The sequence below is a fragment of the uncultured Comamonas sp. genome, assembly GCF_964277875.1.
GTDB classification, from domain to species: domain Bacteria; phylum Pseudomonadota; class Gammaproteobacteria; order Burkholderiales; family Burkholderiaceae_C; genus Comamonas; species Comamonas sediminis.
Genome location: NZ_CAXYJV010000050.1, coordinates 295,033 through 319,929 on the forward strand (window position 1 = coordinate 295,033; position 24,897 = coordinate 319,929).

Here is a 24,897-nt window from a genome sequence, read left to right on the forward strand (position 1 = left end):
TGCACCGAGCGGCTGCTAGGATGCCTGCTTCCTCTTGCGGGCATCCCGCACCAGCCACACCCTCAGCATGGACCCCACCCTGACCCAGCAGCTTTCCCAACTGGAAGCCCAGCTCCACCTTCCGGATATCCGCCACCAGCCCGAGCGCGTATCGCAACTGCTGCACCCGGCCTTTGAGGAGACGGGCCGATCCGGCCAGCGCTACACGCGAGAAACGGTGGTGGAAGCGCTGCGCGCCGAATCGGCCGCTGACGCGATCGTGGCGGACGGCTATGCCGCCACCGCGCTGGCGCCCGGCGTGGCGCTGCTGACCTACCGCAGCGCCCTGCGCGATGTGCAAGGCGCTCGCAGCAAGCACACCTTGCGCTCGTCGATCTGGTTGCTGACGGACGGCTGTTGGCAGCTGCGCTACCACCAGGGCACGCCGGCACTCGATAGCTGGTAGCGGATGGCGGGTCCGCTCCGCTGAGACGCGTGACCGACAGCGGCCAGCTGCGATCCGCCTTACCATGCACAGTGGCCGTGCCAGCTAGGCAGCGCCATCGCCTCGGATCCCCCGCCAACAGGAGCCCCCATGCCCATCGAACTCTGGTTAGCCTTTGTCGCCGCATCCGCCGTGCTGCTCATCATCCCGGGGCCGACGATTCTCACGGTGATCAGCTATTCGATGGCGCAAGGGCGGCGCGCCAATGTTCCGCTGGTCGCAGCGGTGGCGCTGGGAGACTCGACGGCACTGGTGGTGTCGCTGCTGGGGCTGGGTGCGCTGCTGGCAGCTTCTGCCTTCTGGTTCACCGTCGTCAAATGGGCAGGTGGCCTCTACCTGCTCTACCTGGGCATCAAGCTCTTACGCGCGGGTATTTCGCCGTCCGCGCTGGCTGCCGCGCCTGTCTCCAGCTCGCGCTGGAAGCTGTTTGCCAATACCTACCTGGTCACCGCACTCAACCCCAAGGGAATAGTATTTTTTGTGGCCTTCCTGCCGCAGTTCATCAGCCCAGGCGCGCCCGTTGCCCAGCAGCTCTGGATTCTGGCCATTACTTTTGTCGCGATGGCCACCCTTAACGCCACGCTGTATGCCGTGTTTGCCTCGTCTGCAAGAAAGCTGCTGTCTTCGCCCAAGGCCATGCAGCGCTTCCATATCGCAGGGGGCAGCCTGCTGTCAGCAGCGGGGATTTGGGCGCTGTGGGCCCGGCGGCCAGGCTAAGGCGCGGGGCCGGCTCTGGCCCGGCCCACCACGCCTCAATACCCCAGCGCCAAGCCATCACGCCGGCCATCCGAGCCGCCCAGCAACACGCCGCGCGCCTGGTCGATCCAGATCGCATGGCAGGTGCCCAGCGGGTGCGCGGCAGCGACAGGCAGGTGGCCCTTGGCGCGCAAGCCGCTCCAGAGAGCCTCAGGGACGGTCCGCTCCATCTCGAACTGATCCCCTCGTGCCAACATGCGCGGGTGGTCAATCGCCTGCTGGATGGACATGCCGTAATCCACGATATTGCTCAGCACCTGCAACTGCCCGGCCGGCTGAAAATGCCCGCCGGTGACGCCAAAGGCCATGACGGCCTCGCCGCCCTCGGTCAGCAGCGCTGGGATGATGGTGTGCATGGGCCGCTTTCTGCCGGCGAGCGCGTTGGGGTGGCCGGCCTCCAGGCTAAAGCCGCAGCCCCGGTTGTGCAGCAGCACGCCGCTTTGGTCGCTGACCCGGCCACTGCCAAAGTCATCGAACAGCGAATTGATCAAGGACACCGCCATGCCATCGACATCGACGACCGAGATATAGACGGTGTCCTTGTGCTCCGGCGCGGGCGTGGGCTGCAGACCGTCCTGGCGGCGATCCAGATCGATCTGCGCCAGCCATTGCGCCACCCGCTGTGGAGACAGCCAATCCTCTGCATCGCAGCGCTGAAAACGCGGATCGCAGAGCTGGGCATCGCGCTGCGCATAGGCGATGCGCGCAACCTCCGCCTGCAGGTGGAAGCGCTCGACACTCAAGGGGTCCCAGGCTGCCAGATCCAGTTGGTCCAACATCGCAGCCATCTGCAGCGCCATAATGCCTTGGCCGCTGGGCGGGCACTCCCACAGGCGGTAGCCCCGGTAGGCGGTGGACAGCGGCTCGACATACTCCGGCTGGTAGTCGGCCAGGTCGTCCAGCACCATCGCACTGCCCGCGCGCTGCAGGCTGGCGACGATGTCTTCCGCAATCCAACCTTGGTAAAACACATCGGCACCCTGATCGGCAATGGCGCGCAGCGCAGTGGCTAGCGGCGGATTGCTGCGCAGGTCGCCCAGCCGCGGTGGCTGCCCACCCGGCATAAAAATGGCGCGGGCTTGGGCGGAGGCCGAGACCTTGGCTGCGCTCAGCGCCCAGTCGCGCGCCAGCCGCTCGGTCACCCGGTAGCCCTGCTCGGCAGCGGCGATCGCGGGGCGCAGCAGGTCGCCAAAGGCCAGGCGGCCGTGGTCGGCGACCAGGCGCTCCCAGGCACGCAGGGCGCCGGGCACGGTAACGGCATGCACATTGTCTGCGGCGATCTGCTGCAGGCCCTCGGCCCGCAGGCGCTCAGCCGTCAGCGCACGCGGCGCCCAGCCGGCACCATTCAAGGCGACAGGAAGTGAGCCGCGTTGTTTGAGCAGCGCAAAGCAGTCGCCGCCAATACCTGTCTGCGTGGGCTCCACCACCGCCAGCATGGCCGCAGCTGCGATGGCTGCATCGACGGCATTGCCACCGGCGCGCAGCACATCCAGCCCGGCCAGCGCGGCTTGGGGATTGGAGGTGGCGACCATGCCCTGGCTGGCCACCGATACCGGGCGGCCCGGGGTTTCAAAGGCACGCATGGCTTAGCGCGCCAACCAGGCGGCCTGGCGTGCCTCGACGGCAGCTGCCGGTTCGCCGACGAGCTCGGCATAGACCTGGGGCGCGGTGGCACCCTCGGTGTTGATGATGAGCACCCGCGACTGCGCATCCAGCCCCAGCGCCGCCCAGCCGGCCGCATCGCCGCGCAAGACCTGTAAAGCGGCCAGGCCCGCCACACCGGATTCGCCCGCCACCACGGGGATATCGCCGCCCACGCCCTGGGCCAGGGTCCGCATCGCGGCAATAGCCGCGTCGTCTTCCACGGTCATGAAGTGGTCCACGCTGGGGGCCAGAAACTTCCAGGCCAGCGGCGAGGTCTCGCCACAGGCCAGTCCGGCCATCACCGAATCGACCGAGCCCGTCGCCTGGGCCGGCCGCCCCTGGATGGCGCTTTGCAGCAGGCAATCAGCCTGGGCCGGCTCCACCACCACCAGGCGTGGACGCTGGGCGCCATGCACTTCCCACAGGTAGCTGGCCAGGCCGGCGGCCATGCCACCCACACCACCTTGCAAAAACACATGGCTGAAGGCACTGGCGCCGCCCGGTTGCGTGCCAGTCTGCTCGATGACTTCGGCCGCGATGGTGCTGTAACCCTGCATGACATCGCGCGGAATGTCTTCATAGCCTTCGTACGAGGTGTCCGAGATGACCTGCCAGCCATTCACCTGCGCCAGGTGGGCGGCCTCTTCGACCGAGGCATCGTAGTTGCCGGCAATGCGCACAATCTCCGCACCATAGGCGGCAATGGCCTGCTCGCGCTCGGCGCTCACCTGGGCATGCAGCACGATCTGGCAGCCGCAACCGGCATCGCGCGCGGCAGCGGCCAGGCTGCGGCCATGGTTGCCATCGGTGGCGCTGATGACGGTATAGCCCCGCAGCTGCTCGGCATAGCGCCCGCTCAGGATGGCAGCAGGATCCAAGCCGGGGTGCAGGCGCAGAATCTGCCGCACCAGTGCCACCGGTGCGCCCAGCGCCTTGAAGCTGCCCAGGCTGGAGCGCAGCGATTCATCCTTGAGGCTGAAGCTGGCAATGCCCAGCTGCTGCGCCAAACCAGGCAAATCACGCAGCGGCGTGGCCTGGCGCGCAATGCCCTGCCAGCTGCTGAGCCAGCGGCGGCTTTCTTGCGCGCGCTCCACGCGCATGATGGCTTGCAGGTCGGCGGGGTAGGCACTGCGCTGGGCGCGGGGGTTGGCGATCAACATCGAAGGGGTCTCCAAGGGCAAAGGGCAAGGAGGTTGAGGGAGGCCTGCATGGCTGGCCTGCATCCTCAACCGCTACCCGGCCATCGTAGAGGGGGCGCCCTGGATTTTTGTCCCTGTATCACGCCCCAATACGGAACGATTTACCGTTTTGCTTGAAGCCGCTGCGAGCTTATTGCGTGCCTGCAGATCCGGCACTGCAACCCCGTCAATCAGACAGCCCGACCGGCAGCGCCATGCCGGTTTTCTCGCGCTCCATCGCCACAAAGGTCTTGAAGCGTTTGACGTTGTTGCTGCTGAAAAACAGCTGCCGGGTCAGCGCGTTGTAGTGCGCCATGTCCGTGACGGCCAGGATCAGGATGAAGTCCCACTCGCCCGTCACGTAGTAGCACTGCTGCACTTCGGGGCAGTCCATGAAGACGCGCTTGGTGGCATCGAGCAGGTCCACCCGCTCGCTCTCGGCCTCCACGCCGACGATGACGGTGAGCGGGTAGCCGACGGCGGCGGGCTCGATCTCCACCGTGTAGCGCTTGATGACGCCCTCTTCGCCCAGGCGCTTGAGCCGGCGGTTGACGGCAGCGGTCGAGAGGCTCACCCGCGCGCCCAACTCCGCCTGGGGCAGGCGCGCATCGCGCTGCAGGTGGGCGAGCAGTTGCAGGTCAAAGCTGTCCAAGTGTGATGCCATCGTGGTCTCTCCAGCCGCGCAGTATGCACTGTCCGGTCTGAGCATTGCGCATCAGCTCGCAGAAAACACCCCCACCATATGCCGCAGCAGTTGCGACGCCACCGGCGACAGCGGCCGGCCGCTGCGGGTGACCACATGCAGCTGGCTGTGGTTGAGCACCGGGCTGGCCAGCGGCAGCGACACCAAGGTGTCCAGCGCCACGCCCTGCAGCGGGATGGAGCGCGGCGTCATGATGTAGCCCAGGCCCATCACCGCAAAATCCCACAGCACCTTGAAGGAGTTGGTGGTCAGCATCGGCTGCAGTCGGACGTTCTCCTCCAGCTCGGCGGCCTGGATGTGCTTGCGTACGCCAAAGGATTCCTCGAGCGCCGCCCCCGGGTAAGGCGCCAGATCGGCCAGGCTCAACGGCCCGCTGTGGCTGGCCAGCGGATGGCCTTTGCGCACATGCACCCGCACGGGCGCCAGCCGGGCATGGTGGGAGCGCAGCCGTGCATCGGCCGGCGGCTGGAACACGATGCCGATATGTGCCCGGTCCTCCAGAATGCACTGCACGGCCTCTTCGGTGCCGGCGACCTTGACGTGGTAGCGCACATCGCCATGGGCTTTGACAAAATCCTGCAGCACCGGCGCCATCACCATGTCCAGGGTGCCCTCGCCCAGCACCAGGTCCAGATGGCCTGATTGCGCGTTCTTGAGGCTGTTGACCTCGGCCACAAAGGTGTCGTGCAGGTCCTGCTGGCGGCGGGCAAACAGCGCCAGCATGCGGCCGGCATCGGTCACCACCACGCCCCGGCCGCGCCGCTCCAGCAGCACCAGACCAGTGTCCTGCTCCAGCCGGGCCACCGTGCGGCTGACCATCGACGGGTCCACCTCCAGCACATCTGCGGCGCCGCGCACCGAGCCGGTTTCCATGATCTGCAGCAGGCACAGCGCCCGCTTGCGGTCCAGCACATCGTCCATACCCAGGTTCAACATTGCTCGCCTCCGCCCATTGTTGCGATTCTTGCAACGTTTGATTGCTTGCGTTGTCATGGACGCGACGGATAGCGCTTTCGATAATGGTTTGACTTTTTTGTGACGGCCCCACCATGAACGCACCTCTCAACCCTGCCTTGCTATCTGCCATACAGGCCCTTGCGCCTGAGTTTGTCGGCATCCGCCACCAGATCCATGCTTTCCCGGAGCTGGCTTTTGAAGAGCTGCGCACCAGCGACCTGGTGGCCGAGCGCCTGCAGTCCTGGGGCTATGAAGTGCACCGGGGCCTGGGCAGCACCGGCGTCGTGGGCCGCCTCAAAAAAGGCCAGGGCAGCCGCAGCATCGGCATTCGCGCCGACATGGATGCGCTGCCGATTCAGGAGAAAACCGGCCTGCCCTATGCCAGCACCCTGAGCGGCAAGATGCACGCCTGCGGCCACGATGGCCACACCGCCATCCTGCTGTGCGCGGCGCGCTACCTGGCCGAATCGGTGGACTACAACGGCACCTTGAACCTGATTTTTCAGCCAGCCGAAGAGAACGAAGGCGGCGCGCTGCGCATGGTCGATGACGGCCTGTTCGAGCAGTTTCCCTGCGATGAAATCTATGCGCTGCACAACACACCGGGCCTGCCGGTGGGCCAGATCGGCATGATCACCGGGCCCGCGATGGCCTCGTTCGACCGTGCTACCGTCACCTTGACCGGCCGCTCGGCCCATGGCGCCATGCCCCACCACGGCATCGATGTGATGCAGGCCGCCGCCAGCATCGTGCTGGGGCTGCAGTCGCTGGTCAGCCGCGAGGTCGATGCGCTCAAGTCGGCCGTCATCACCGTCGGCTCCATCCAGGCCGGCGCCACCTACAACATCGTGCCCGAGAGCGCCACCATCAAGATCGGCATCCGCGCGCTCAACCCCGAGGTGCGCAACCAGATCGAAACCCGGCTGCGCGACTTTGTCGGCGCCCAGGCCCAGAGCTACCAGCTCCAGGCCAATCTGCTGTACGAGCGCAAGTACCCGGTGCTGGTCAACCACGCCGCGCAAACCGAGCGCGCCCGCGCCGTGGCCGCGCAGCTGCTGGGCGCCGACAACGTGGTGACCCGGGGCCCGGTGATGGGCAGCGAAGACTTTGCCTACATGCTGGAGCACCGCCCCGGCGCCTATGTGCGGCTGGGCAATGGCCTGGGGCAGGACGGCGGCTGCATGGTGCACAACCCGCTGTATGACTTCAACGACAAGGCCCTGCCCATTGGCGCGGCCTTCTGGGCCAGCCTGGCACAGAGCTATCTGCAATAAACCCACCGAGCGAGAGCACCATGACCGCCACCCAACGCCGCCAGTTTCTCCAATACGCCAGCCTGCTGGCGGGCACCCCGTGGCTTGCCACGCCACAGGCCTGGGCCGCCGACACCTACCCCGCCAAGCCGCTATCGCTGGTCGTACCCTACCCCGCCGGCGGCGCCAGCGATACTGCCGCCCGCATCTTTGGTGAATCGATTGGCAAAAGCCTCAAGCAGCAGGTCGTCGTCGAGAACTACGGCGGCGGCACGGGCCTGATCGGCGCCAACAAGGTGCTGAGCGCGCAGGCCGATGGCTATACCTTCTTCCATGGTTCGATCAACGAGGTGTTTCTGGCGCCGATGCTCAACCCCTCGGCCCGCTATACGCCTAAGGATTTCAGCCTGGTCGCACCGATCAGCGAAGCGCATATCGTGCTGCTGGCCCGCAATGGCCTGCAGGCCGAATCGCTGGACAAGGTGATTGCACTGGCCAAGCAAAGCAGCGCCAAGCCACTCACCTATGCCACCGTGGGCATTGATTCCATCTACCACCTGATGGGCGAGGCGCTGGCCGCACGCGTGGGTGCAAGCTTGCTGCATGTGCCCTACAAGGGTGGTGCTCCGGCGCTGCAGGGCGTGGCTGGGGGCGAGGTGGACCTGGCCATCCTGCCCTACCAGACCAGCTTTGATGCGATGCAGACCCAGGGCCGTCTAAAGGTCGTCACCAGCTTCTCCAAAGAGCTGCCCACGCCGCTGGCCCATATCCCACTGATCAGCCAAAGCAAGCTGGTGCCAGACTTTGCATACACCATCAGCGGAGGCTACTTTGTCAAGCAAGGCTGCCCCGCCGAGCGGGTCAGCATCCTGCGCAACGCCATTGGTGCCGCGCTGCTCAGCCCGGACATCCGCGCCCGGCTGGAGGCCGAAGGCCGCACGGTCGCGCAGCCCATCGACAGCCAGGCTGCTGCGAACCAGGTCTTCGACCAGTATCTGCAGCGCGTGGCCGAGCTCATGCGCACGGTAGGCCGCAAACCGGTCGCCTGAACCTACGCTGCAGCATCCTGGCCTGTGGGGCTGGGCGCGGATTGGGATGAGACGCCGTATTGCCGGGATGGACCACTCGGCGGATCGCCCAAGACCCCCTCAGGCCAGCGCAGGGAGTTGTGCCGAGGCCTAAAAGCACAAAACCGGCCCAGCGCCCTTCTTGATCGCCAGCCCTTGCACACAGGTCTGGCCTTCTCCCAAGCCCCGCGCTTGTCATGGCCGAATCCCCAAGCACTATCGCTTACCCTGAGTCGCTTACACGCCCGGCCGTGTGCCCGTGAGCACCGTCAAAATTAGTACATAATATTGCACTGCCAACAATCAGTTGCGCAGTGTGCGTGCTAGCAATCTCCACACCCAGTAACTATTGACACAAATAGCAGGGCTGCCTTCTTGATGTGCACAGCGGCAATGGGTGCATTAAACAAGGTACCTCACGGGATATTGAAATACTCGCGTTATGTATATGTTGATAGCATTTTGCATAATGCCATGGGATTTCTTCTAGAAAACCATACGCTTTCGAAAAGCTGACATTTGTTGAATTTATGACAAAAAAGCTGTCATAGTTTCGGCATATGATCTCGATTCCTCTGGAGGGAGGTAGAAGTACAAGAAAAGGAAAACAACCTTGGAGCCCGCACCATGCGGGCTCTTTTTTTTGTCAATTGCTGACTATTGCGCATCGCGTTTAACAGGCAAATACCGATGGCCGCCCTAGAATTTGAGCATCGGTTTCGCCGAGTTCATGCGTACCCTCCCTCCCTCTCTTGACTTGCATGAACACCCTGATTTTCAGGATCGGCTTTCTTCTTGAATGCAATGCCGCCCCCACAGGGGCGGCATTTTTTTGGTTGAGTGCAGACGCTGCGTAAATCACAAAGCTGTGTGCCCTATCAAGCAAGCAGTCGTCCCTGGAGACGCGACTCGTAAATGCTGGCAGCACTCAGCGCAGGGACTGAACACCGAGGCTTGGGGGCATGGAAACCAGCCCACAACGCCCTGCCACCGTGCAAACCCAGGCCCGCACTGCAGCTTTCACTCACCTATCAGTGCTGACCATGCTTGCGGCGCACCACCACCAAGCCCAGCGCTACCAGCAGACCGCTCAGCAGCCATTGGCTCCATTGCGACAGCGATGGCACGGGGACGGCGGCGGCAGGTTCTGGGACGGGTTCGGGCTCAGGAACCGGTTGTGGCGTTGGCTCAGGTACAGGTGTCGGAACAGGGTCTGGCGTTGGCGCGGCGATGGTCACATCGGTAGCCGCCGTGCTGCTGCCACCAGTGCCCTGCACCGGGAAAACGCTCTCCTGCGTGGCGGTACCGCTGACCTGGCAGACAACAGTCTGACCTTCAAGAATCGTAGCGGGAGACGTCCAGGCGGCGCCGTTGCTCGAACATGCGGCGATCTGCACACCCGCAGGCAGGCCCGTGACGGTGCAGACGGCATTGGCCATCGCTGCTGTGCCGCTGTTTGTGCATTGGAAGCTGCCGCTGTAGGCATCACCCTGCTTGCCGGAAGCAGGCAGGCCAGCCAGGTCGATGCGCACATCGGCAGCGGTGGTGAACAGCAACGTGGACGTGTTGTTCGCCGTCACCGTCTCGCCGTTCACGACAGGGTTGACAAACGCCGTGCTCGTGGCCGGCGCGGCGCCGGTGGCACGCACCAAAGCGACGCTGTAGCTGATCTCTCCCGTCAATGCAGCCAGTGCAGGGACCGTGCATGCAAACCCATTTTGCGGCGCCGCCAGGCTGGTGCAGCCGTTTGGCAATGGCTGGGCGGTGTAGCCCACGGGTAGCGTCACGGTGGCCATCGCCTGCGCGGTGCTGGCGGTGTTGCCCAAGTTCTTCACTTGCAAGGTATAGGTTTGGGGCGTGGCGGCCAGCGCAGCAGGGCCGGTGAAGCTGACAGCCAGATCCACATCGGGCACCGCCTGATTGCAAGCCCCATCTTCATCCAATGCCGCCTTGGCGAACGCACTGATGATCTCGTTGGAGCGGGCCTGGGTGGTGTTGCTGTCGGTACCAAAAGGCGAGGCATCTGCAGTCAGGAAGGTGCAGCTCCCCCCGTTCATCGCCGATTTCGGCACAAAGAAACCATAGGCGGAGGTACGCGCTGCAACCACCGGAACGGCAGTGCCTTGCGGCAGGTACAGCGCGTTAGGGGTCGGCACATTGCTGATGGTCAGATACGCCGCGCCCTGCAAGGGGTTCAGGCTGCTGAAGCTGGCCTGGTACGGAGAGGCGGTATTGAGAGGGGCTGCGACCTTGCCGTCCACCTGTGTCGCAGGGAGGCTGATACCCCATTGGGTGGCATCGTTGAGAATTTTCACGATCGGCGTCAGATTGCCCCTGACCGCGCAGCAGCCATCGGAGAAGATGACAAACGCGGTTTCGGGGCGTGTTGTCATCGCCGTTTTCAGCACTTCAATCTGGTTGACGTTCAGCGGCTCAAATACCGTCGTTACCACCACCAGCTTCTTGCCGTCAAAGATAGTGGGATTCAACGGGGCCTCCTGTGACAGCCAACCCCGGCCATCCACCCAACCTTTGCCAGGCTCGCCGAAGCGGTTGGTCAAACCTCCAGCGGTAAAGGTCAGGATGTTGAAGTTATCCGGAGTGGCTTTATCCGGTGTCAGGTAAAGCACCTCTTGCGCCAATGCGATGCCCGGTAACGCCGCAATCAGTGCGAACATGGCTGCTGCAACAGCGCGTTTGGCAGCAGCCCATCGCTTAAACAACTCTTCAAATAAGTTCATGGATTTCCAAAGGGTAAGATTTGCGCAAGAATTGTCACAGAATTAACAATTCACTTACCCTTGGATACCTAAAATGTGTCTCCTATGTAGAGGGGAGTTGTTTATTTCATACAAATGGGTGACCAGACTCGCGCCATCCGGGAGCAAAAAAGCTTATGAGCGCGTGGAACCTGGACGCCCAGTGTTGAAATTCGCCCCCTTTTTGATGCTGACTGGCGCTTAGGCCCTATTGCGTGAAGTAGCCGCTGTCAATCAGCGTCGGCTTACATACCAACAAGCGTGGGCCCTCAGTGGGCTTGAGCACCCACTAAGTGGCGCGTGTCTGCAAGGCATCACACCTGCGCAGTCGACAAACCCTGAGTGGTATGCACCGGCATCTGCCACCGCGCGCCGTCCTGCTCGGCCACCACCTCGATGCGCGGCGGCTCGCTGGTGACGCCGCCGAAGATCGTTGCAAACGCAGCGTCGGCTGCGTCGCGCCCGGTGGCCAGCCGCATCATGCCCATCGGGATGGCCGTGCCCGAGGGGTCAAACAGGTACCAACGGCCACCCAGGTAGACCTCGACATAGGCATGAAAGTCTGGAGGCCCCAGCTTCGGATCGGCGCCATAGTCGGTACCGGTCACAAAACGGGCTGGCAGGTTGATGGCACGGCACAGCGCGATCATCAGGTGGGCAAAATCGCGGCAGACGCCCACACAATCGACCAGGGTGTCCATCGCCGAGGTCGTACCGCAAGAGCTGTTGGAGCGGAACTTCACATGCCGCTGCACCCAGTCACACACGGCTTGGGCCCGCGCATAGCCGGGAGCCAGATTCCCGAACAGGTCGTAGGCAAAGCCCGCAAGCCGATCAGACTGGCAGTAGCGGCTCGGGTAGATGTAGTGCAACACCTCCAGCGGCAACTGGTAGACGGGTACCTCGGCAATCTGCGCAGGGTCATCGCTGTAGTGGCGCATCTCCACCGTTGCTTCGTAGTTGACCTGAAGGGGACCGGTCTGGGCCTGCAGCCGCATGCTGCGCTGGCCGGCTGCGTCCTGCTGCAGCGCCCAGGTGGCACCGCTTTGGTTGACGGTCAGCCGTTCATGCGCCACGGTCTGGTGCGCGGTGAAGGCGGGATGAAAGTTGAAGAAGAAGTCGGCGCTCGGAGTCAGTACCGTGTAGGCAAGCTCCAAAGAGAACTGCAATCGGATCATGGCATCGGTTTCTGGGTCATCGTTGAGGAAGATTTGTGGCAGTGCGTGCATGCCGGTGCACATGCAAAGTGCACGCCGCTGCGCTAGCTCCAGTGTGCGCAGCGCCGCCATTTCCGTCTGTCAGGCAAACGCCCTGCGCTGCTGTGGTCCCAGGCGACAGCCTGCAAGGCAGCGTTGACAGGGCTGCGCAGGTCCGTCGTACTGGTGCTGCTGCGCTTGTCCTACGGTGTGCGCCAGGGCTGGGCTGCACCATGGAGTGGCGAGGACGGAGACCAGCACCCGATGCGGGATCCGCCCAATCAATCGGTACATCCACTCAGGAGCACGACATGACCCATCCCCAGGACCCCAACAACAACCTGAACCCCGATCCGATCACCGATGAGCCAGGTGCGCATCCGATTGGCACGGGCATCGGTGCCGCTGGTGGCGCCGTTACCGGCGCAGCAGCCGGCTCGGTCGCAGGGCCAATTGGCACCGCCGTCGGCGGTGTGGTCGGCGCCGTGATTGGCGGCTTGGCGGGCAAGGGTGCTGCAGAAGCGGTGAACCCTACGGCAGAAGACGCCTACTGGGCCGATGCCTACCAGCGCGAGCCCTATTTTGCGCAGGGCTATACCTACGATGACTATGCCCCCGCCTACCGCGCAGGCTACCAATCGGTGCGCGACGGCATTGTCGATTGGAACGATGCCCGCAGCGATTGGGAACGCCGCTGGGAAGCCGAGCGCGCGGAGAGCCGCCTGGGTTGGACTCAGGCAGAGCCTGCCGTGAAGGCAGCCTGGGAGCGTGCCAACCGGTCTTACAAACAGACCAACCAGGGCTGAAGCGCTACGCGCTGATGAATACGCCGCGTCAGGCATGCCTGGCGCGGCGTTGCTGCGTGGAAAATCAGACCATTGCAGGGGCCTGCAGACCAAAGCTGTCTGCGGTGATCATGAGGACTTGGCATGTTTTGGCACAGAAGCCGACGTGCAACCTGGTTCTACCAGCCCGGCCCGCGCCCTGCGCGCACCGGTTTAGAAGTGCATCAAGCCCGAGCGCGCCGGCGTTGCAGCAGCAAGCCCAGCGCTGCCAGCAGTGCGAAACCTGCACCACAGACAAAGGTGCCCCGGTAGCCGAGGGTATCCCAGAGCACGCCGGCAATCACGCTGGCCAGCAGCAGCGCCACACCGGTGAGCAAATGGAAAATGCCAAAGGCAGTGCCCCGCAGTTCAGCGGGCGCGCTATCGGCAACCATCGCGTTGAGCAAGCCCTGGCTGAACCCCATATGCAGGCCCCACAGCGCCACGCCCAGCCCCAGACCCAAAAGTCCCGGTACAAAAGCCAGCACCAGATCGGCAGCCATCAACAGCCCCAGGCCCGCGAGCAGCACATCCTGCCGGGGACGGCGGTCCGACAACACCCCCGCTGGATACGCAGACAGCGCATAGGCGATGCCCATCACGACGAGCACCGCAGGCGCCCACATCGGCGGCAGACCGGCCGACTGCGCACGCAAGATCAGAAACGCCTCGCTGAAGCGTGCCAGCGTGAACACCAGACCCAGTCCCACCACCATCCAATAGGCGCTGGGCAGGCGCAGCAGTTCGCGCTTGCACAGTGGCCACTGGCGGGGTCTGGGGGCGACCGGCGCGGCAGGCTCCTTCACAAAAAATACCAACACGGCCACCGCTGCAAATGCGGGCAATACCGCCAGCCAGAACACCTGCTGGTAGTTGTCAGCGGTCCACCACATCAGGCCGATGGCCAGCAAGGGACCGGTGAAGGCGCCGATGGTGTCCAGGGTCTGGCGCAGACCGTATGCGGTGCCACGCAGATGCGGCGGCGTCACATCGGCCACCAGCGCATCGCGTGGCGCGCCGCGTATGCCTTTGCCCACGCGATCCACAAAGCGCGCGCCCACCAGCCATTCCAGGCCGCCGGCCAGCGGAAACACCGGCTTGGTCAGCGCGCCCAGGCCATAGCCCAGCACGGCCAGCAGCTTGCGCTTGCCAAAGCGGTCACTGATGGCGCCGGAGAACACCTTGACGATCGAGGCCGTCGCCTCGGCGATGCCTTCAATCAGCCCCACCGCCAGCACCGAGGTGCCCAGCACGGCCACCATGTAGATGGGCAGCAGCGCGTGGACCATTTCCGACGAGATATCCATCAGCATCGAGACAAAGCCCAGCGCCCAGACGCTGCGCGGCACCGCTCGCGCCCCGCGCGGCAATGCGCTGCCGTCTGCGGGCTTGGGGGTTTCAACGGTTTTCGTCATGCGCGTCATACACCCGTTGGGCGTAGGCCTCCAGCAAGGCTTCACAGTGCTGCAGCCGCTCGGCCGCTGTCACGGCCAACGGTGCATCGTAGAAATCCAGCTTGCGGATCTTCTCGTACCAGGCCTGCAGTTTCTTCAGATCGGTCTCTTCCTCGTCCAGCTCGGCATAGGTGAACTTCTCGATCGCGATTTCCTTGGCGATCTCGGCCTCGAAATCCTGGCAACGGCCCAGCAGCTCGCGGTACTGGTCATCCCGGTCGGCCTTGAAGCGGGTGATGACCTTGTCCTCCTGCAAGCGGTCCAGCGCCACCGTTTCCAGCAGCACACAGTCCCCATCCATGGCCGCAATGTCATTCTCCAGCACCTTGAGCCGGCGCACATGGTCGTCGGTCTTGGGCAACAGACATACGCCGTTTTGCAGGTATACCGCGCCGAGCGCCTTGAGGCGCCGCCATAGCGCCATCCGCTTGGCGGTGGGTTCGGCCGGGACTTTATAAGTCAGCAGCAACCATTTGATGGAATCCATTGCGCATTGAAATTTGTGACGACCGTTTCATTGTATGTTTATCAACAGGTACTCTCCACGATGCCTGATGAAGATGTAGGGCCGTTGCGGTACAGGGTAGCTGCGAAGGCAATAAAAAAGCCCCGCATGCGGTGCGGGGCTGGCAGGGCATAGGAGGTCAGTCAGGTATCGGATTCCGGCGCCAGATGGCCGGGCCCGACCGAGAGGCAGTCTTCTTCGAATGCGGCGACCGCGTCATCGAGCGCCTGCGTGATCCGGGCTGCCGCCTCGTCGCTGGCTACCAGCGCACTGTCTACGTTAAAGATGGCCGCAGCATCGGTGATGCCCGCCAGATACGCCATCCTGAACAGCTTGCTCTGGTCAGGTGTGACGACGGTGATCTGCAGTTCCGACAAAGACTTTGCAAGGGATCTCATAGAGCCTCCTCTTCGGGCGCATCGCCATGACAATCAGGTCTGTGCCTCCGGCCATCCATCCGGCCGTTTGCTGTCATCCTGAAACTAGTGGAAACATAACATAGCTAGGGCCGCTTGTTTCACCTGGCGCGGCTGGGGACAGTCACTCGCGGCAACCGCCGACATTTTTTGCGCTGCGGGCCACGCAACATCAAGGCCATCGACGGAGACAACCATGCCATCCCCCACCACCCCACCGATGCTGACGATGCCCACGCGCCCCCTGGTCGCACTGGGAGACGCCAAACCCAAACGCTATGTGCCTGCAGCATCCACCGACGTCAGCAGGACCTTCGATAAATACCGCAGGCTGATCGCGTTGCAGAACGCCAGGAAGTAGCGCGGATCGCCCGAGGCCGCGTTCAGCCCACGGCAGCGAGTTTTGCAGAGGGTCCCCAGGGAGCAACCAGCACGACAGTGACTAACAGGTGGTTGCTGAAGACCAGCGCCACGCCGCTGATCACATCAGCCTACGTAGGCCCCCTGGCCATGGCCAGCGTCGAGCGCGCGCCAAAACCAGCCCCGGGGTCCTCGCCCAACTGAATCGGGCTCTGCAAGAAGCGCTCAACGATGCCGATGCCCGGGGGGCGTCGGACCATGATAGGCGCGAGCTGGACCGCTATGGCGCGATGTTCAGCGCGATTGGTTTGGAGATTGGTTGATGCTTGAGTGGTCTTGCGCGGAGCCAGTCATCGGGCCCCGCGCTGCAAATGCTGAGCGGCGCAGGATGCTGTTCAGGAGCACGGCATTCCGGGTCAAAACTGCTTTAGTGCAGAACTACAATGCCAGGCCGTGAGCCCTCCTCCCCACAGCGCACGTTTATGCCTCAGGAGCCCCTGTATGTTGATCCGCCCCGCCCGCCTCAGAGACGCTGCAGATTTGCCAGCCATTGAAAAGTCTGCCGCACAGCTGTATGGCAGTGCGGCTGACCTAGCCTGGCTGGCAGATGGCCCCCTGATCGCGCAGGCTGAGCATGAAAGCCGCATCCTCCAGCAATCGGTATGGGTGGCCGAGGCCGATAACGGCATTCTGACCGGCTTCATCAGCACCGAGATCTTCGGCACCGAGCTTCACCTCTGGGAGCTATCCGTCCACGCGGACTGGCAGCGCAGAGGCATTGCCACCCTGCTCATCGACAGTGCTTACCGGCATGCGATCACGCAGGGTTTGAGCGCGCTGACGTTGACGACCTTCTCAGACCTCGCGTGGTGTGCGCCTGCCTATGCCAAACGGGGCTTTGAGCAGCTGCCGCAGCCGGGGCCACGCCTGCAAGACACCCTGGACGCGGAGGCCTTGCATGGGCTGCCGCCCGAGCGGCGCATCGCGATGCGGCTTCCGGTAGCCAGGGTCACTGCGCCGCGCTGATCAAGAGACGGCGCGGGCCTGCGCGTTAGCGCAGTTGCAGCCAGGCTGCTCCGTCAATCCGGATTCTTCATGAAGTGAAACCGCATCAAGGTCCGCTCGCGTGCCCGGCCGTGGTCCACCACCGGTTGCGGGTAGTCGCGACCCAGTTGCAGACCGCAGGCCTGCTGCTCCAGCGGCTTCATCGCCGCAGGGAAGTGGATGTACCGGTCCGGCACCTTGGCCAGCTCGGGCAGGTAGCGGCGGATGAACTTGCCATCCGGGTCGAAGCGCTCCGACTGGGTGATGGGGTTGAAGATGCGGAACCAGGGCTGGGCATCGCAGCCGGTCGAGGCCGCCCACTGCCAGCCGCCGTTGTTTGATGCCAGGTCATAGTCATTGAGGTGCTGGGCAAAAAAGCGCTCGCCCGCGCGCCAGTCAATGCCCAGGTCCTTGGTCAGAAAGCTGGCAACCACCATGCGCAGGCGGTTGTGCATGTAGCCGGTCTGCAGCAGCTGGCGCATCGCGGCGTCCACCAGCGGGTAGCCGGTGCGCGCCTCGCACCAGGCCTGCCACAGCTCGGGCGCATCGTCCCACTGCACCTTGTCGTAGATGGGGCGGAACGACTGGGTCACCACCTGCGGGTGGTGCCAAAGAATCATCGCGTAGAAGTCGCGCCAGGCCAGCTCGGACAGCCAGGTCTGCGCGCCTTCGCAGCCGGTACGCGCTTGCGCCACAGCCAGGGCGGCCAGTTGGCGGATCGACACGGTGCCAAAGCGCAGATGCACCGACAGGTAGGAGACGCCCTTGACCGCCGGAAAATCCCGCGCCTCCTGGTAGGCCGCCATGCGCGGCAAAAAATCCTGCAGCAGCTGCTGCGCGCCACGGCTGCCCGTAGGTATCTTGAGCGATGCCAGATTGCTGGGCGCAAAACCCAGATCGGCGAGCGACGGTATCGCTTCGTCCTGGGGCAATGCCGCCAGATGCCCGGCATAGCGCGCCACCGGGTAGGCCTGGCACTGGAAGGCATCGAGCTTTTGCAGCCAGGCGCGTTTGTAGGGGGTGAACACGCTGTAGGGATGGCCTTGCTGGGTCAGCACCTCATCGCGGTCCAGCAGCACCTGGTCCTTGTAATCGCTGAACGCAATGCCGGCGGCCTGCAGATCACCGGCCACGCGCGCATCGCGGGCAATGGCCTCGGGTTCGTAGTCGCGGTTGGTCAGCACCTCTTGCACGGCCAGTGCCTGTGCCAGCTGCACCACCTCTTGCGCAGCCGAGCCATGCCGCACCAGCAAGCCCGCGCCAGGCGTACCGCTGCCCGCTGCCAGCTGGCGCAGGTCCTCATCCAGCGCCAGCACGCTGGCATGGATAAAGTCCACCCGCCTGTCCTCGCGCGTCGGCAGCAGGTCCAGGATGTCGGTGTCAAAGACGAAGACGCAATACACCTGCTCGAAGCGGCGCAAGGCATGGTAGAGAGCGGCATGGTCGTCGCAGCGCAAATCGCGACGCATCCATACCAGGGCGCGGCTGGCCATGGTGATCGGTTTCCTGTTCTGGCTATCTATCCGGTGATGGGGATACGGCAGCCTGCTGCTTGCCCTGCGGCTGCTCAGGCATGTGCATGGTAGTAAGCCAGGCAATCGTCCACCGTGCCCCGGTACTCTATTGTGCCCTGCCGCAGCACCAGCGCATGCGAGCAAAAGGACTTGAGCAGCTGCTCGTTATGGCTGGCCACCACGAGAATGCTCACCCGCGACATCAGTGCATGCAGGCGCTTTTGCGCCCGCTCCTGGAACTTGGCATCCCCGGCACCCACGACCTCGTCCATCAGCAAAATATCGGGCGTGATCGCCGTGGCCACCGCAAAGGCGAGTTTGAGCAGCATGCCTGCAGAATAGGTACGCACGGGCATGTGCAGCCGCTCGCTCAGCTCGGTAAAGGCGCCAATCTCTTCTACCCAGTCAGCCGCCTGCCGTTTCGACAGTCCCATCACAATGCCACGGGTAATGATGAAATCGAGGCCCGAGGCCTCCGGGTCCATGCCCAGCATGATGTCAGTCAGTGCCGAGACGCTGCCGTGCTGGCACACCTCACCCCGGACCGGCTCATACACCCCGGATAGCACCCGCAGCAACGTGGACTTGCCCGCTCCGTTGTGGCCGATGAGGCCAATGCGGTCGCCCGACTGCAGAGACAGGTTGATGCCATGCAGGGCCTGCACGGAGCGCATCGGCGCCGGCCCCGCAACACGCCTGCCACGCAGGCCGCCGAACCGCACCAGCGTATTGATGAGGCCCAGGCTTTGCGCATCAAACACAGGGAACGCAATGTCGACATCGCGGAGCTGGATGAAGGGTTGCATACTGCCTCCTCGGGGTGTCTTGCAGGGCTTAGAGCCAGTAATTGATACGCCGGCGCGCAATTAGATAGGTGAAGCTGCACACCACCAGCAGAAGTCCCAACACCAGCCCGGACGCCAGCCAAGTACTGGTCGGGGGCGCAGCTCCCAGCAGCGGTTGGCGCATCAGATCCAGCCAAACGGCCAGCGGATTGAGGGCGGTCAGCAACTGCGCGCGTTCGCTGCTCAGTTGGCTGGCATGCCACATCACTGGGGTCACAAAAAAGGCGATTTGCAGCACGCTGGCCACCACCATGGGCACATCACGGTAGCGCGTGGCCAGTGCCGCCAACACGGCTAACACCAATGTGGCGCTGAGCACGGTCAGGGCCAGCCCTGCCAACCAAAGCAGCCACAGCGCGCCACCCAGGTTACCGCCATACCAGAGCACCACCACGATCAGCGGCAGCTGATGCAGCAACATCAGCAGGCTGCGCCACATCACTCGGAACACAAAGCTGAACTTGGGGTAAGCGGCCTGCTTGAGGAAGGCCGCTGCATCGACATAGGTGCGACAGCCCTCATTGAACATCGTCGTCAGAAAGCCGAAAAACACATTGCCCAGGCAGAAGTAAGGCACATAGGTCTTGGGGTTTTGGTTGAAGAGCTGTGAGCCGATCCAGCCAAAGGCAGCGGTAAATATCGCCATATTGATGGCAATCCAGGCTGGTCCCAATACAGACCGACGGTACTGCCGCAGCAAATCTTGCCAGCCCAGATGTGTCCACAGCGGCCACTGCCGCAGCGACTGCGACAGGTCCTGCAGCAGCAACTGAGCCTGGTGCTGCCAGCGGCTTTCCGGAGCCTGTCGCTCTGTGGGGGGAATGCTACGTGGGGCCATCAGCGTTTCGTGCGCAGCACCAGGAGCTCATACAAGTGGCGCAGTGGCGCGGTGATGCGCCATGAAGCCGATTGGTGCAGCGCCTCGACGCTCGCATGCAAATCGACCACCTGCTGGCGCAAGCGCGCCATTTCGTGCCCGTCTCCAACGCCCTGCTCATACGCGGTTTTGAGGGCATGGTTCAATTCCAGAATCTCGTCACGCATCTGCGCCACCGCAGCGCTGGCACGCCGTACGTCTTGCGCAGCGTTGCCACCTTGCTGACAACGCGCCAGCTCGGCCTCGAGGCTGCGCGCATATTGCGTGGCCTCATCGATCATCGCTTGGCGCTCGTCATTGGTCGCCAGCAGGTCCTGGGCATAGCGCTCTGCATTGTCGAATCGCTCAGTCTGCGCGGCCAAGTCCGCCTGCAGCTGTTGCACGTAGGCATCGGGCGCACTGACTTGCGAGCCATACACCACCGGAAAATGCGTCCCGGTCAGCAGGTTGCGCGTGCGCGCATCCATGCAGCACATCGTGAAGGCGCGCCGGGGCGTGGGCGACGTATTGAGGCCCGAGCGGTGGATCAGCCAGTTGTGCATCAGCAGCGCATGCCCGGCTTTCACCTCCAGCGGCACCGTCAATTCGGGTGGGCAATGCGCGCGCACCGCGTCTTCGGTCAAGGTGCTGCCCTGCGTGCTGAGCAAGCCCAGCCGGTGCGATCCCCGGACCGCATCCATGCAACCATTGGAAGTATTGGCATCGTCCAGCGCGACCCAGATGGTGACCAAGGGGTCACGGTCCAGCTGCCAGACGGCGCCGCCATCCTGGTGCCAGGGCAGTAAGGTGCCATGGCCGGCAGGCTTGTTCATCACCATCGCCCGGAAGATCGATACCGCCGCATGCGCGCCATACATGCCTGCGCAGATGGTCCTGAAGACCGGCTGCTCGATCAGCTTTGCGTACAGCGGGTCATGCTCCAGCCCCTGGATCTTGCGGTAACGAAGGGTGCCTTCGTCAAAGCGTTCGACGGCCCCGGGCAGCTCCTCGTAGGCCCCACCGGTATCGAGCTGCATCTGCACCCCCGGGTTGTACACCTCTCCCAGCGCCAGCGCATCGGCACGCTGCCGCAATGCCTCCAGCGCCTCGGGCGCAAGCACCTGGCCCAGGTGCAGATAACCGTCTTGGGCGAATTGTTGCCAGTCTGCCTCGGTAAGCATCGGAGACCTCCTGTGGAAAGCGTCGGGAGAAAGAGGCGGTGCGCTGGCCGGCGTGTCATCCACCGCAGCGGTGGACTTGCCGACAGCGATGGAAGGAATGGGCGTTTCTAGCCTCTGGCCGGTCACCAGCAAGGTCGCCAGCGCCTGTTGCCTGCGCGCTTCGTCTTCGGCCAGCAACCGGCCTTGCGCGGCCAGGTGGGCCTGCCAGGCTTGGCGGCCCTGCCACAACGCGGCAAGGCGGCGGATCAGCAAGCCTTCACCCAGCTCTTGCACATTGCAGGCGGCATGGGCGCTGCCGTGATGCTCCAAGGCGCCTCGCAGTTTGGTGCGGGTGTACTGGTCGCTCCAGACACCCAGACAAGGCTTGGCAGCCGCCAGGCCAAACACCAGCGGGTGGTAGCGCGAGCTGATCACCAGATGGGCCTGTGCGGTGAGCCATGCCACCTGCTCCGGCAACATCACAGGCAGCAGCAGCATGGGGGTATGACGCATGCGCGCCGCCAGCGCCCGGCCCATATCCTCATCGGACCAGGGCGCGCCATGGGCTGCATCTGCCCTTGCATGGGGGATGAACACCGGGCTACAGCCGGTCAACCGCGCCGCCTGCTCCAGCTGCTGGGCGAGGCTGTCGAGTAAGCGATCGTTGCGGCTCAGATCGCAAAGTGGATGAAAACTCAGCGCCATCCAGGGCCGGTCCAACGCAAAGGGCTGCGGCAGATAGCCATCGCGAATGGGCTGCTGCCAAAGTCCATGGGCATCATCCAGCTGCAGAGACAGCCGGCTGGCATCCACGCCCAGCGCCAGCGCCAATTGGTAGCTGGGCTGCTCTCGCACCCCGACCCACGTAGCCATCGCCAACAGCTCGGCCAGCATGGCGCGGTGGCGGTCGGTCAGCTCCGGGCCCAGGGTCTGGCCCAGGACCACGACGGGCGCACCAAGGCGCTGTGCATGGCGCGCCAAGGCCAGGCGTTCGTACAAAAAAGCCGGCCAGGTGCTGCGCAGGTTGCCACCACCGGAGATGAGCAGGCCATCCTGCGCATTACGCAAAGCCTCCATCGCGGCGGGCCTGCGCTGCGTCCAATGGGCATGCGAAGCTGCGCAGAGCTGCGCCAGCAAGGCTTCGCGCTCGGCCTCATCCGCGCAATCGGCAAAGCCCAGGCGCGGCACGGCCGCGATGCCATAGGTGGCCGCCGTGAATGCCGGATCCCGGGAGACGGCTATGCGCTGCGCTTGCGGGCACAGGCGCTGCAGGAGTTGCAGATTGGCAGCAAACATGGCCTCGTCACCGACATGGAACTGCGCCGCGCCGCCGATATCACCAACGACGAGCCAGCGCCGCATCGTGGTCGCTGCTGGGGTGCTGGCCTGTTCCGTCATGCCGCATCTCCCAGGCGCTCGCCACCGGCCAGTAATGCTGCAAGCCGGCGGCGCAGCCGCTGTGCAGTGGCATCGGCGCCAAATTCTGCCTCCAGCCGCGCACGCGCATGGCTGGCACGGCGCGCGGCCTCTGCACGGTGCAGGTAGACCTGCCGCATTTGCCAGGCAGCATGCTCCATATCCGGCTCGGCCCACACCTGCCCTTCGTGGTAAGGATAAGCACCTTCCGGCACAGGGCACAGCTTGCAGGCCACCGGCCATCCGGTGGAGGGAGAAACAAGCTCGGTAGTGGCCGAATAGTCAGTCGCCACCACAGGCAGCCCCAGCTGCATGGCCTCAGCCACCAGCAAGCCCAGCCCCTCACTGCGATGCAGCGATACTACGGCGTCGCAGCAGGCCATCAACTGCAGGCTCTGCGCACGGCTTAGCAGTTGGTCGACCAATACCACGCCGGGATCGCGCTGCAGCGTCTCCAACAAGGCCTGGCTGTGCGCGCCGGCCTGGTGGCCGTTCAGCGTCTTGACGACCAGGCAAACCTCTGCGGCTCCCTGGGACGGAAAGGCATCGCGGAACGCACGCAACAAGGCCTGTGGATTTTTGCGTTCGACATAAGACAGAAAATCAAATGCAAAGAAGAACACAAAGGCCTGCTCAGGCACGCCCCACTGCGCTCGCGGTGCCGGCGGCGGCGGCACAAAGCTCAGTTGCGGCGGCATATACAGCACCGGCTTGTTCAAGCGGTTGACCAGCATTTTCTGCACATAGCGTGTCGGGGCCCACACCTCATCCACCAGGTCGAAGGCTGGCATCCAGTCATCCGGAAAATGCTCCAGCTCCCAAAATGGCACCACCGACCGCCAGCTGTTGCGCGGCAAGCGGTCCCCCAGGTCGCGGATGACCGTGGGCAACTGGTCGGCATTCACATTGAAGATCTGCACTTGGGCGGCTTGGGCCTCGGTGATCCAGGGCGCCTGCTCCACGTCGACTGCCTCAGGCAAGGAAGGTGGCCGGATCGCCAGGCCCTGCGCGCGAAAACCCGCATGCATCGCGGCCCTCAGCGTCTGCCGCCCAGCTTCCCCAACGCCCGATGCCACCTGCAGGTAGCCCACCACAGTCAACTGTGCCTCGCCAAGCGAGGCCGGCACTGGCATGCGCACTGGCGGCAGCGCAACGGACACGCGCGCCGCTCGCAGCTGCACCGGCTCCACCAAGCGTGCATCGCCCAGTTGGGTGCGGGCATGCAGACAGAACCAGTCAATATAGGCAGCGACCCCTTGCGTGGAACGCAGGTCAAAGGTCTGCTGCAACCAGGTCTCGCGCGCATGCAACCCTGCCATCAGCCGCGTAACATAACCTTTGCCACACAGGGGACTGTGGGGGCTGGGCAGTTGCAGGTAGGCCTCATAGGTCTCAAAAGGATCGCCGCCCGACCAGCAGCGGTGCCCATCCCGGAACATGCGGCGCACGGCATCGGGAATCAGCGTGCCCGAGGCAAACCGTCCATAGACATAGCTGGCCGCTGGCACGCGGCCATGGCCATTCGCCAGCACCTGCTGAGCATAGCGCTGCATCAGGGCCGCCAATGCAGGGGAGATGGCGCCGGGGCCAAAGGCCGTGGTGTATTTGGAGAGCTGCCGCAGGTCTGCAGGGTCAATGCCGCTGAAATGGAAAAACCGCAGCGGCTCACCATCGACCGTCCAGCCATTGCCGTGCTTTTGAAGGTTGCGCTGGTGCAGGTTCCAGTACGCCAGGTTGTAGCCCGGCTCGCGCAGAATGCGAGCATCCGCGGCAAAGCCCGGTACCAGGTCCATGAACTTCTGGTCGACAAAGAGGCCGCGCTCGGGCTCGTTAACACATTGGTACTGCAGCCGTCCGCCCCACCAGGCCATGATGCGTTCGGCCTCCGGGCATGCACTCACCGCCAGAAAACCCAGGTTGAAAACCCCCGCGCGCATGATGCCCACATCGTCCGGAAACGCGTCCCGCTCCGCGGGCCGGGTCAGGTGCGGGGTCAGCACCAGGGAAGCGCCATCGTCCAGCAAGGCAAAGACATGGACTAGCGGCGCCATCACCTCGATATCCGGGTCGAGATAGACCATCTGGTTATAGCCCTGCGCCATCAGGTAGCGGAACATGAACGGCTTCACCGCCGTGTTGAATTCCATGATCCCGTAGCGAAACGCAAACTCCCGGAAATCCGGAATGCCCAGTGCCTCGGCGGTGACCACCTCAAAGTCGCCCGCATAGAAGTCTGGCTCTTCCAACAGCGCATCGGCTAGGCAAAGATAGATATCTGCTTCGGGATGCTGCTGGCCCGCACTTTGGAGCAACACCCTGGCCATGGGCAGGTAGTTGTTCGAGCAGATGGTAAAAATAGTGCGCCGGCTGTTCGGAATCATGGATATGCCAGGGGATGCCTTGGCAAACACACCCCAGACCTGCACTGGAGCGCCTGTACGGATATCAGATGTTTACCAGATTCACTTTGTGAAACATCGTGAATTATCGTATAAGACGGCGAATT

General features: G+C 63.8%; 21 protein-coding genes. 7 read left to right on the forward strand and 14 right to left on the reverse strand.

Translation table 11 applies throughout. From position 1 onward, the window contains the following. Window positions 1–67 precede the first annotated feature (67 nt). Both ACHWUQ_RS22285 and ACHWUQ_RS22290 read left to right on the forward strand, forming a co-directional pair. Window positions 68–445 carry a DUF4440 domain-containing protein gene (locus tag ACHWUQ_RS22285; RefSeq protein ID WP_394682480.1) on the forward strand — a complete coding sequence of 126 codons (378 nt, stop codon included), beginning with the start codon at window positions 68–70 and terminating at the stop codon, window positions 443–445. Window positions 446–574: 129 nt separating this feature from the next. Continuing rightward, entirely contained in the window at window positions 575–1,201 is a 627-nt protein-coding gene (locus ACHWUQ_RS22290; protein ID WP_394682481.1) for a LysE family translocator, read from the forward strand. A gap of 35 nt (window positions 1,202–1,236) precedes the next feature. Here the strand turns inward: ACHWUQ_RS22290 and ggt are convergent, their stop codons facing one another. The 4 genes from ggt to ACHWUQ_RS22310 form a co-directional block, all read right to left on the reverse strand. Further along, entirely contained in the window at window positions 1,237–2,823 is a 1,587-nt protein-coding gene (ggt, locus tag ACHWUQ_RS22295) for a gamma-glutamyltransferase (RefSeq protein WP_394682482.1), read from the reverse strand. Between the two features lie 3 nt (window positions 2,824–2,826). Next, a complete protein-coding gene (locus tag ACHWUQ_RS22300; protein WP_394682483.1) occupies window positions 2,827–4,044 on the reverse strand; it encodes a diaminopropionate ammonia-lyase in 1,218 nt (405 codons plus the stop codon). 205 nt (window positions 4,045–4,249) lie between these two features. Next, window positions 4,250–4,726, reverse strand: coding sequence for an Lrp/AsnC family transcriptional regulator (locus tag ACHWUQ_RS22305; RefSeq protein ID WP_394682484.1), 477 nt, complete (start codon window positions 4,724–4,726; stop codon window positions 4,250–4,252). Between the two features lie 51 nt (window positions 4,727–4,777). Beyond that, the gene (locus ACHWUQ_RS22310) at window positions 4,778–5,686 is read right to left on the reverse strand and encodes a LysR family transcriptional regulator (RefSeq protein WP_394682549.1); all 909 of its coding nucleotides are present in this window, start codon (window positions 5,684–5,686) and stop codon (window positions 4,778–4,780) included. 128 nt (window positions 5,687–5,814) lie between these two features. Here ACHWUQ_RS22310 and ACHWUQ_RS22315 point away from each other — a divergent pair, with 128 nt between their 5' ends. Both ACHWUQ_RS22315 and ACHWUQ_RS22320 read left to right on the forward strand, forming a co-directional pair. Further along, a complete protein-coding gene (locus tag ACHWUQ_RS22315) occupies window positions 5,815–6,996 on the forward strand; it encodes a M20 aminoacylase family protein (protein WP_394682485.1) in 1,182 nt (393 codons plus the stop codon). A 20-nt stretch (window positions 6,997–7,016) separates the two neighbouring features. Continuing rightward, on the forward strand, window positions 7,017–8,024 hold the full coding sequence (locus tag ACHWUQ_RS22320; protein ID WP_394682486.1) for a Bug family tripartite tricarboxylate transporter substrate binding protein: 1,008 nt from the start codon (window positions 7,017–7,019) through the stop codon (window positions 8,022–8,024). Window positions 8,025–9,073: 1,049 nt separating this feature from the next. Here ACHWUQ_RS22320 and ACHWUQ_RS22325 read toward each other — a convergent pair. After that, a complete protein-coding gene (locus ACHWUQ_RS22325; RefSeq protein WP_394682487.1) occupies window positions 9,074–10,720 on the reverse strand; it encodes an IPTL-CTERM sorting domain-containing protein in 1,647 nt (548 codons plus the stop codon). A 395-nt stretch (window positions 10,721–11,115) separates the two neighbouring features. After that, on the reverse strand, window positions 11,116–12,030 hold the full coding sequence (locus ACHWUQ_RS22330) for a transglutaminase family protein (protein WP_394682488.1): 915 nt from the start codon (window positions 12,028–12,030) through the stop codon (window positions 11,116–11,118). 278 nt (window positions 12,031–12,308) lie between these two features. On the opposite strand from ACHWUQ_RS22330, the gene ACHWUQ_RS22335 reads away from it, so the two are divergent. Beyond that, the gene (locus ACHWUQ_RS22335) at window positions 12,309–12,803 is read left to right on the forward strand and encodes a hypothetical protein (protein ID WP_239812314.1); all 495 of its coding nucleotides are present in this window, start codon (window positions 12,309–12,311) and stop codon (window positions 12,801–12,803) included. A gap of 203 nt (window positions 12,804–13,006) precedes the next feature. Here ACHWUQ_RS22335 and ACHWUQ_RS22340 read toward each other — a convergent pair whose 3' ends face one another. From ACHWUQ_RS22340 to ACHWUQ_RS22350, 3 genes are all read right to left on the reverse strand, one after another. Beyond that, complete coding sequence (locus ACHWUQ_RS22340) at window positions 13,007–14,236, reverse strand: MFS transporter (RefSeq protein WP_394682489.1); 1,230 nt, start codon at window positions 14,234–14,236, stop codon at window positions 13,007–13,009. After that, window positions 14,220–14,762, reverse strand: a complete 543-nt coding sequence (locus ACHWUQ_RS22345; protein WP_239812316.1) for a Chromate resistance protein ChrB — start codon at window positions 14,760–14,762, stop codon at window positions 14,220–14,222. Before ACHWUQ_RS22345 ends, ACHWUQ_RS22340 begins: the two co-directional genes overlap by 17 nt. A 161-nt stretch (window positions 14,763–14,923) precedes the next feature. Beyond that, window positions 14,924–15,178 carry a hypothetical protein gene (locus ACHWUQ_RS22350; RefSeq protein WP_394682490.1) on the reverse strand — a complete coding sequence of 85 codons (255 nt, stop codon included), beginning with the start codon at window positions 15,176–15,178 and terminating at the stop codon, window positions 14,924–14,926. 214 nt (window positions 15,179–15,392) lie between these two features. On the opposite strand from ACHWUQ_RS22350, the gene ACHWUQ_RS22355 reads away from it, so the two are divergent. Both ACHWUQ_RS22355 and ACHWUQ_RS22360 read left to right on the forward strand, forming a co-directional pair. Next, window positions 15,393–15,557, forward strand: coding sequence for a hypothetical protein (locus ACHWUQ_RS22355; protein ID WP_394682491.1), 165 nt, complete (start codon window positions 15,393–15,395; stop codon window positions 15,555–15,557). A 500-nt stretch (window positions 15,558–16,057) separates the two neighbouring features. Next, a complete protein-coding gene (locus tag ACHWUQ_RS22360) occupies window positions 16,058–16,582 on the forward strand; it encodes a GNAT family N-acetyltransferase (protein WP_312835030.1) in 525 nt (174 codons plus the stop codon). A gap of 53 nt (window positions 16,583–16,635) precedes the next feature. On the opposite strand, the gene ACHWUQ_RS22365 is transcribed toward ACHWUQ_RS22360, so the two are convergent. From ACHWUQ_RS22365 to ACHWUQ_RS22385, 5 genes are all read right to left on the reverse strand, one after another. After that, on the reverse strand, window positions 16,636–18,093 hold the full coding sequence (locus tag ACHWUQ_RS22365; RefSeq protein WP_394682492.1) for a cryptochrome/photolyase family protein: 1,458 nt from the start codon (window positions 18,091–18,093) through the stop codon (window positions 16,636–16,638). A 74-nt stretch (window positions 18,094–18,167) separates the two neighbouring features. Continuing rightward, on the reverse strand, window positions 18,168–18,920 hold the full coding sequence (locus ACHWUQ_RS22370) for an ABC transporter ATP-binding protein (RefSeq protein WP_239812322.1): 753 nt from the start codon (window positions 18,918–18,920) through the stop codon (window positions 18,168–18,170). A gap of 28 nt (window positions 18,921–18,948) precedes the next feature. Then, window positions 18,949–19,797, reverse strand: coding sequence for an ABC transporter permease (locus tag ACHWUQ_RS22375; RefSeq protein ID WP_312451122.1), 849 nt, complete (start codon window positions 19,795–19,797; stop codon window positions 18,949–18,951). Next, window positions 19,797–22,373 (reverse strand): phytanoyl-CoA dioxygenase family protein, encoded by a 2,577-nt coding sequence (locus ACHWUQ_RS22380; protein WP_394682493.1) that lies wholly within the window; start codon window positions 22,371–22,373, stop codon window positions 19,797–19,799. The genes ACHWUQ_RS22375 and ACHWUQ_RS22380 overlap by 1 nt, the downstream gene beginning before the upstream one ends. After that, window positions 22,370–24,772 carry a glycosyltransferase gene (locus ACHWUQ_RS22385; RefSeq protein WP_394682494.1) on the reverse strand — a complete coding sequence of 801 codons (2,403 nt, stop codon included), beginning with the start codon at window positions 24,770–24,772 and terminating at the stop codon, window positions 22,370–22,372. The genes ACHWUQ_RS22380 and ACHWUQ_RS22385 overlap by 4 nt, the downstream gene beginning before the upstream one ends. Window positions 24,773–24,897 lie beyond the last annotated feature (125 nt).

What these genes read in the sequence shown, in the direction of transcription:
- ACHWUQ_RS22285 (WP_394682480.1), top strand. Translation starts at nt 68, where the DNA reads ATGGACCCCACCCTGACCCAGCAGCTTTCCCAACTGGAAGCCCAGCTC.
- ACHWUQ_RS22355 (WP_394682491.1), top strand. Translation starts at nt 15,393, where the DNA reads ATGCCATCCCCCACCACCCCACCGATGCTGACGATGCCCACGCGCCCC.
- ACHWUQ_RS22290 (WP_394682481.1), top strand. Translation starts at nt 575, where the DNA reads ATGCCCATCGAACTCTGGTTAGCCTTTGTCGCCGCATCCGCCGTGCTG.
- ACHWUQ_RS22375 (WP_312451122.1), bottom strand. Translation starts at nt 19,797, where the DNA reads ATGGCCCCACGTAGCATTCCCCCCACAGAGCGACAGGCTCCGGAAAGC.
- ACHWUQ_RS22345 (WP_239812316.1), bottom strand. Translation starts at nt 14,762, where the DNA reads ATGGATTCCATCAAATGGTTGCTGCTGACTTATAAAGTCCCGGCCGAA.
- ACHWUQ_RS22350 (WP_394682490.1), bottom strand. Translation starts at nt 15,178, where the DNA reads ATGAGATCCCTTGCAAAGTCTTTGTCGGAACTGCAGATCACCGTCGTC.
- ACHWUQ_RS22310 (WP_394682549.1), bottom strand. Translation starts at nt 5,686, where the DNA reads ATGGACGATGTGCTGGACCGCAAGCGGGCGCTGTGCCTGCTGCAGATC.
- ACHWUQ_RS22365 (WP_394682492.1), bottom strand. Translation starts at nt 18,093, where the DNA reads ATGGCCAGCCGCGCCCTGGTATGGATGCGTCGCGATTTGCGCTGCGAC.
- ggt (WP_394682482.1), bottom strand. Translation starts at nt 2,823, where the DNA reads ATGCGTGCCTTTGAAACCCCGGGCCGCCCGGTATCGGTGGCCAGCCAG.
- ACHWUQ_RS22305 (WP_394682484.1), bottom strand. Translation starts at nt 4,726, where the DNA reads ATGGCATCACACTTGGACAGCTTTGACCTGCAACTGCTCGCCCACCTG.
- ACHWUQ_RS22300 (WP_394682483.1), bottom strand. Translation starts at nt 4,044, where the DNA reads ATGTTGATCGCCAACCCCCGCGCCCAGCGCAGTGCCTACCCCGCCGAC.
- ACHWUQ_RS22380 (WP_394682493.1), bottom strand. Translation starts at nt 22,373, where the DNA reads ATGACGGAACAGGCCAGCACCCCAGCAGCGACCACGATGCGGCGCTGG.
- ACHWUQ_RS22370 (WP_239812322.1), bottom strand. Translation starts at nt 18,920, where the DNA reads ATGCAACCCTTCATCCAGCTCCGCGATGTCGACATTGCGTTCCCTGTG.
- ACHWUQ_RS22360 (WP_312835030.1), top strand. Translation starts at nt 16,058, where the DNA reads ATGTTGATCCGCCCCGCCCGCCTCAGAGACGCTGCAGATTTGCCAGCC.
- ACHWUQ_RS22385 (WP_394682494.1), bottom strand. Translation starts at nt 24,772, where the DNA reads ATGATTCCGAACAGCCGGCGCACTATTTTTACCATCTGCTCGAACAAC.
- ACHWUQ_RS22315 (WP_394682485.1), top strand. Translation starts at nt 5,815, where the DNA reads ATGAACGCACCTCTCAACCCTGCCTTGCTATCTGCCATACAGGCCCTT.
- ACHWUQ_RS22335 (WP_239812314.1), top strand. Translation starts at nt 12,309, where the DNA reads ATGACCCATCCCCAGGACCCCAACAACAACCTGAACCCCGATCCGATC.
- ACHWUQ_RS22330 (WP_394682488.1), bottom strand. Translation starts at nt 12,030, where the DNA reads ATGCACGCACTGCCACAAATCTTCCTCAACGATGACCCAGAAACCGAT.
- ACHWUQ_RS22340 (WP_394682489.1), bottom strand. Translation starts at nt 14,236, where the DNA reads ATGACGAAAACCGTTGAAACCCCCAAGCCCGCAGACGGCAGCGCATTG.
- ACHWUQ_RS22320 (WP_394682486.1), top strand. Translation starts at nt 7,017, where the DNA reads ATGACCGCCACCCAACGCCGCCAGTTTCTCCAATACGCCAGCCTGCTG.
- ACHWUQ_RS22325 (WP_394682487.1), bottom strand. Translation starts at nt 10,720, where the DNA reads ATGTTCGCACTGATTGCGGCGTTACCGGGCATCGCATTGGCGCAAGAG.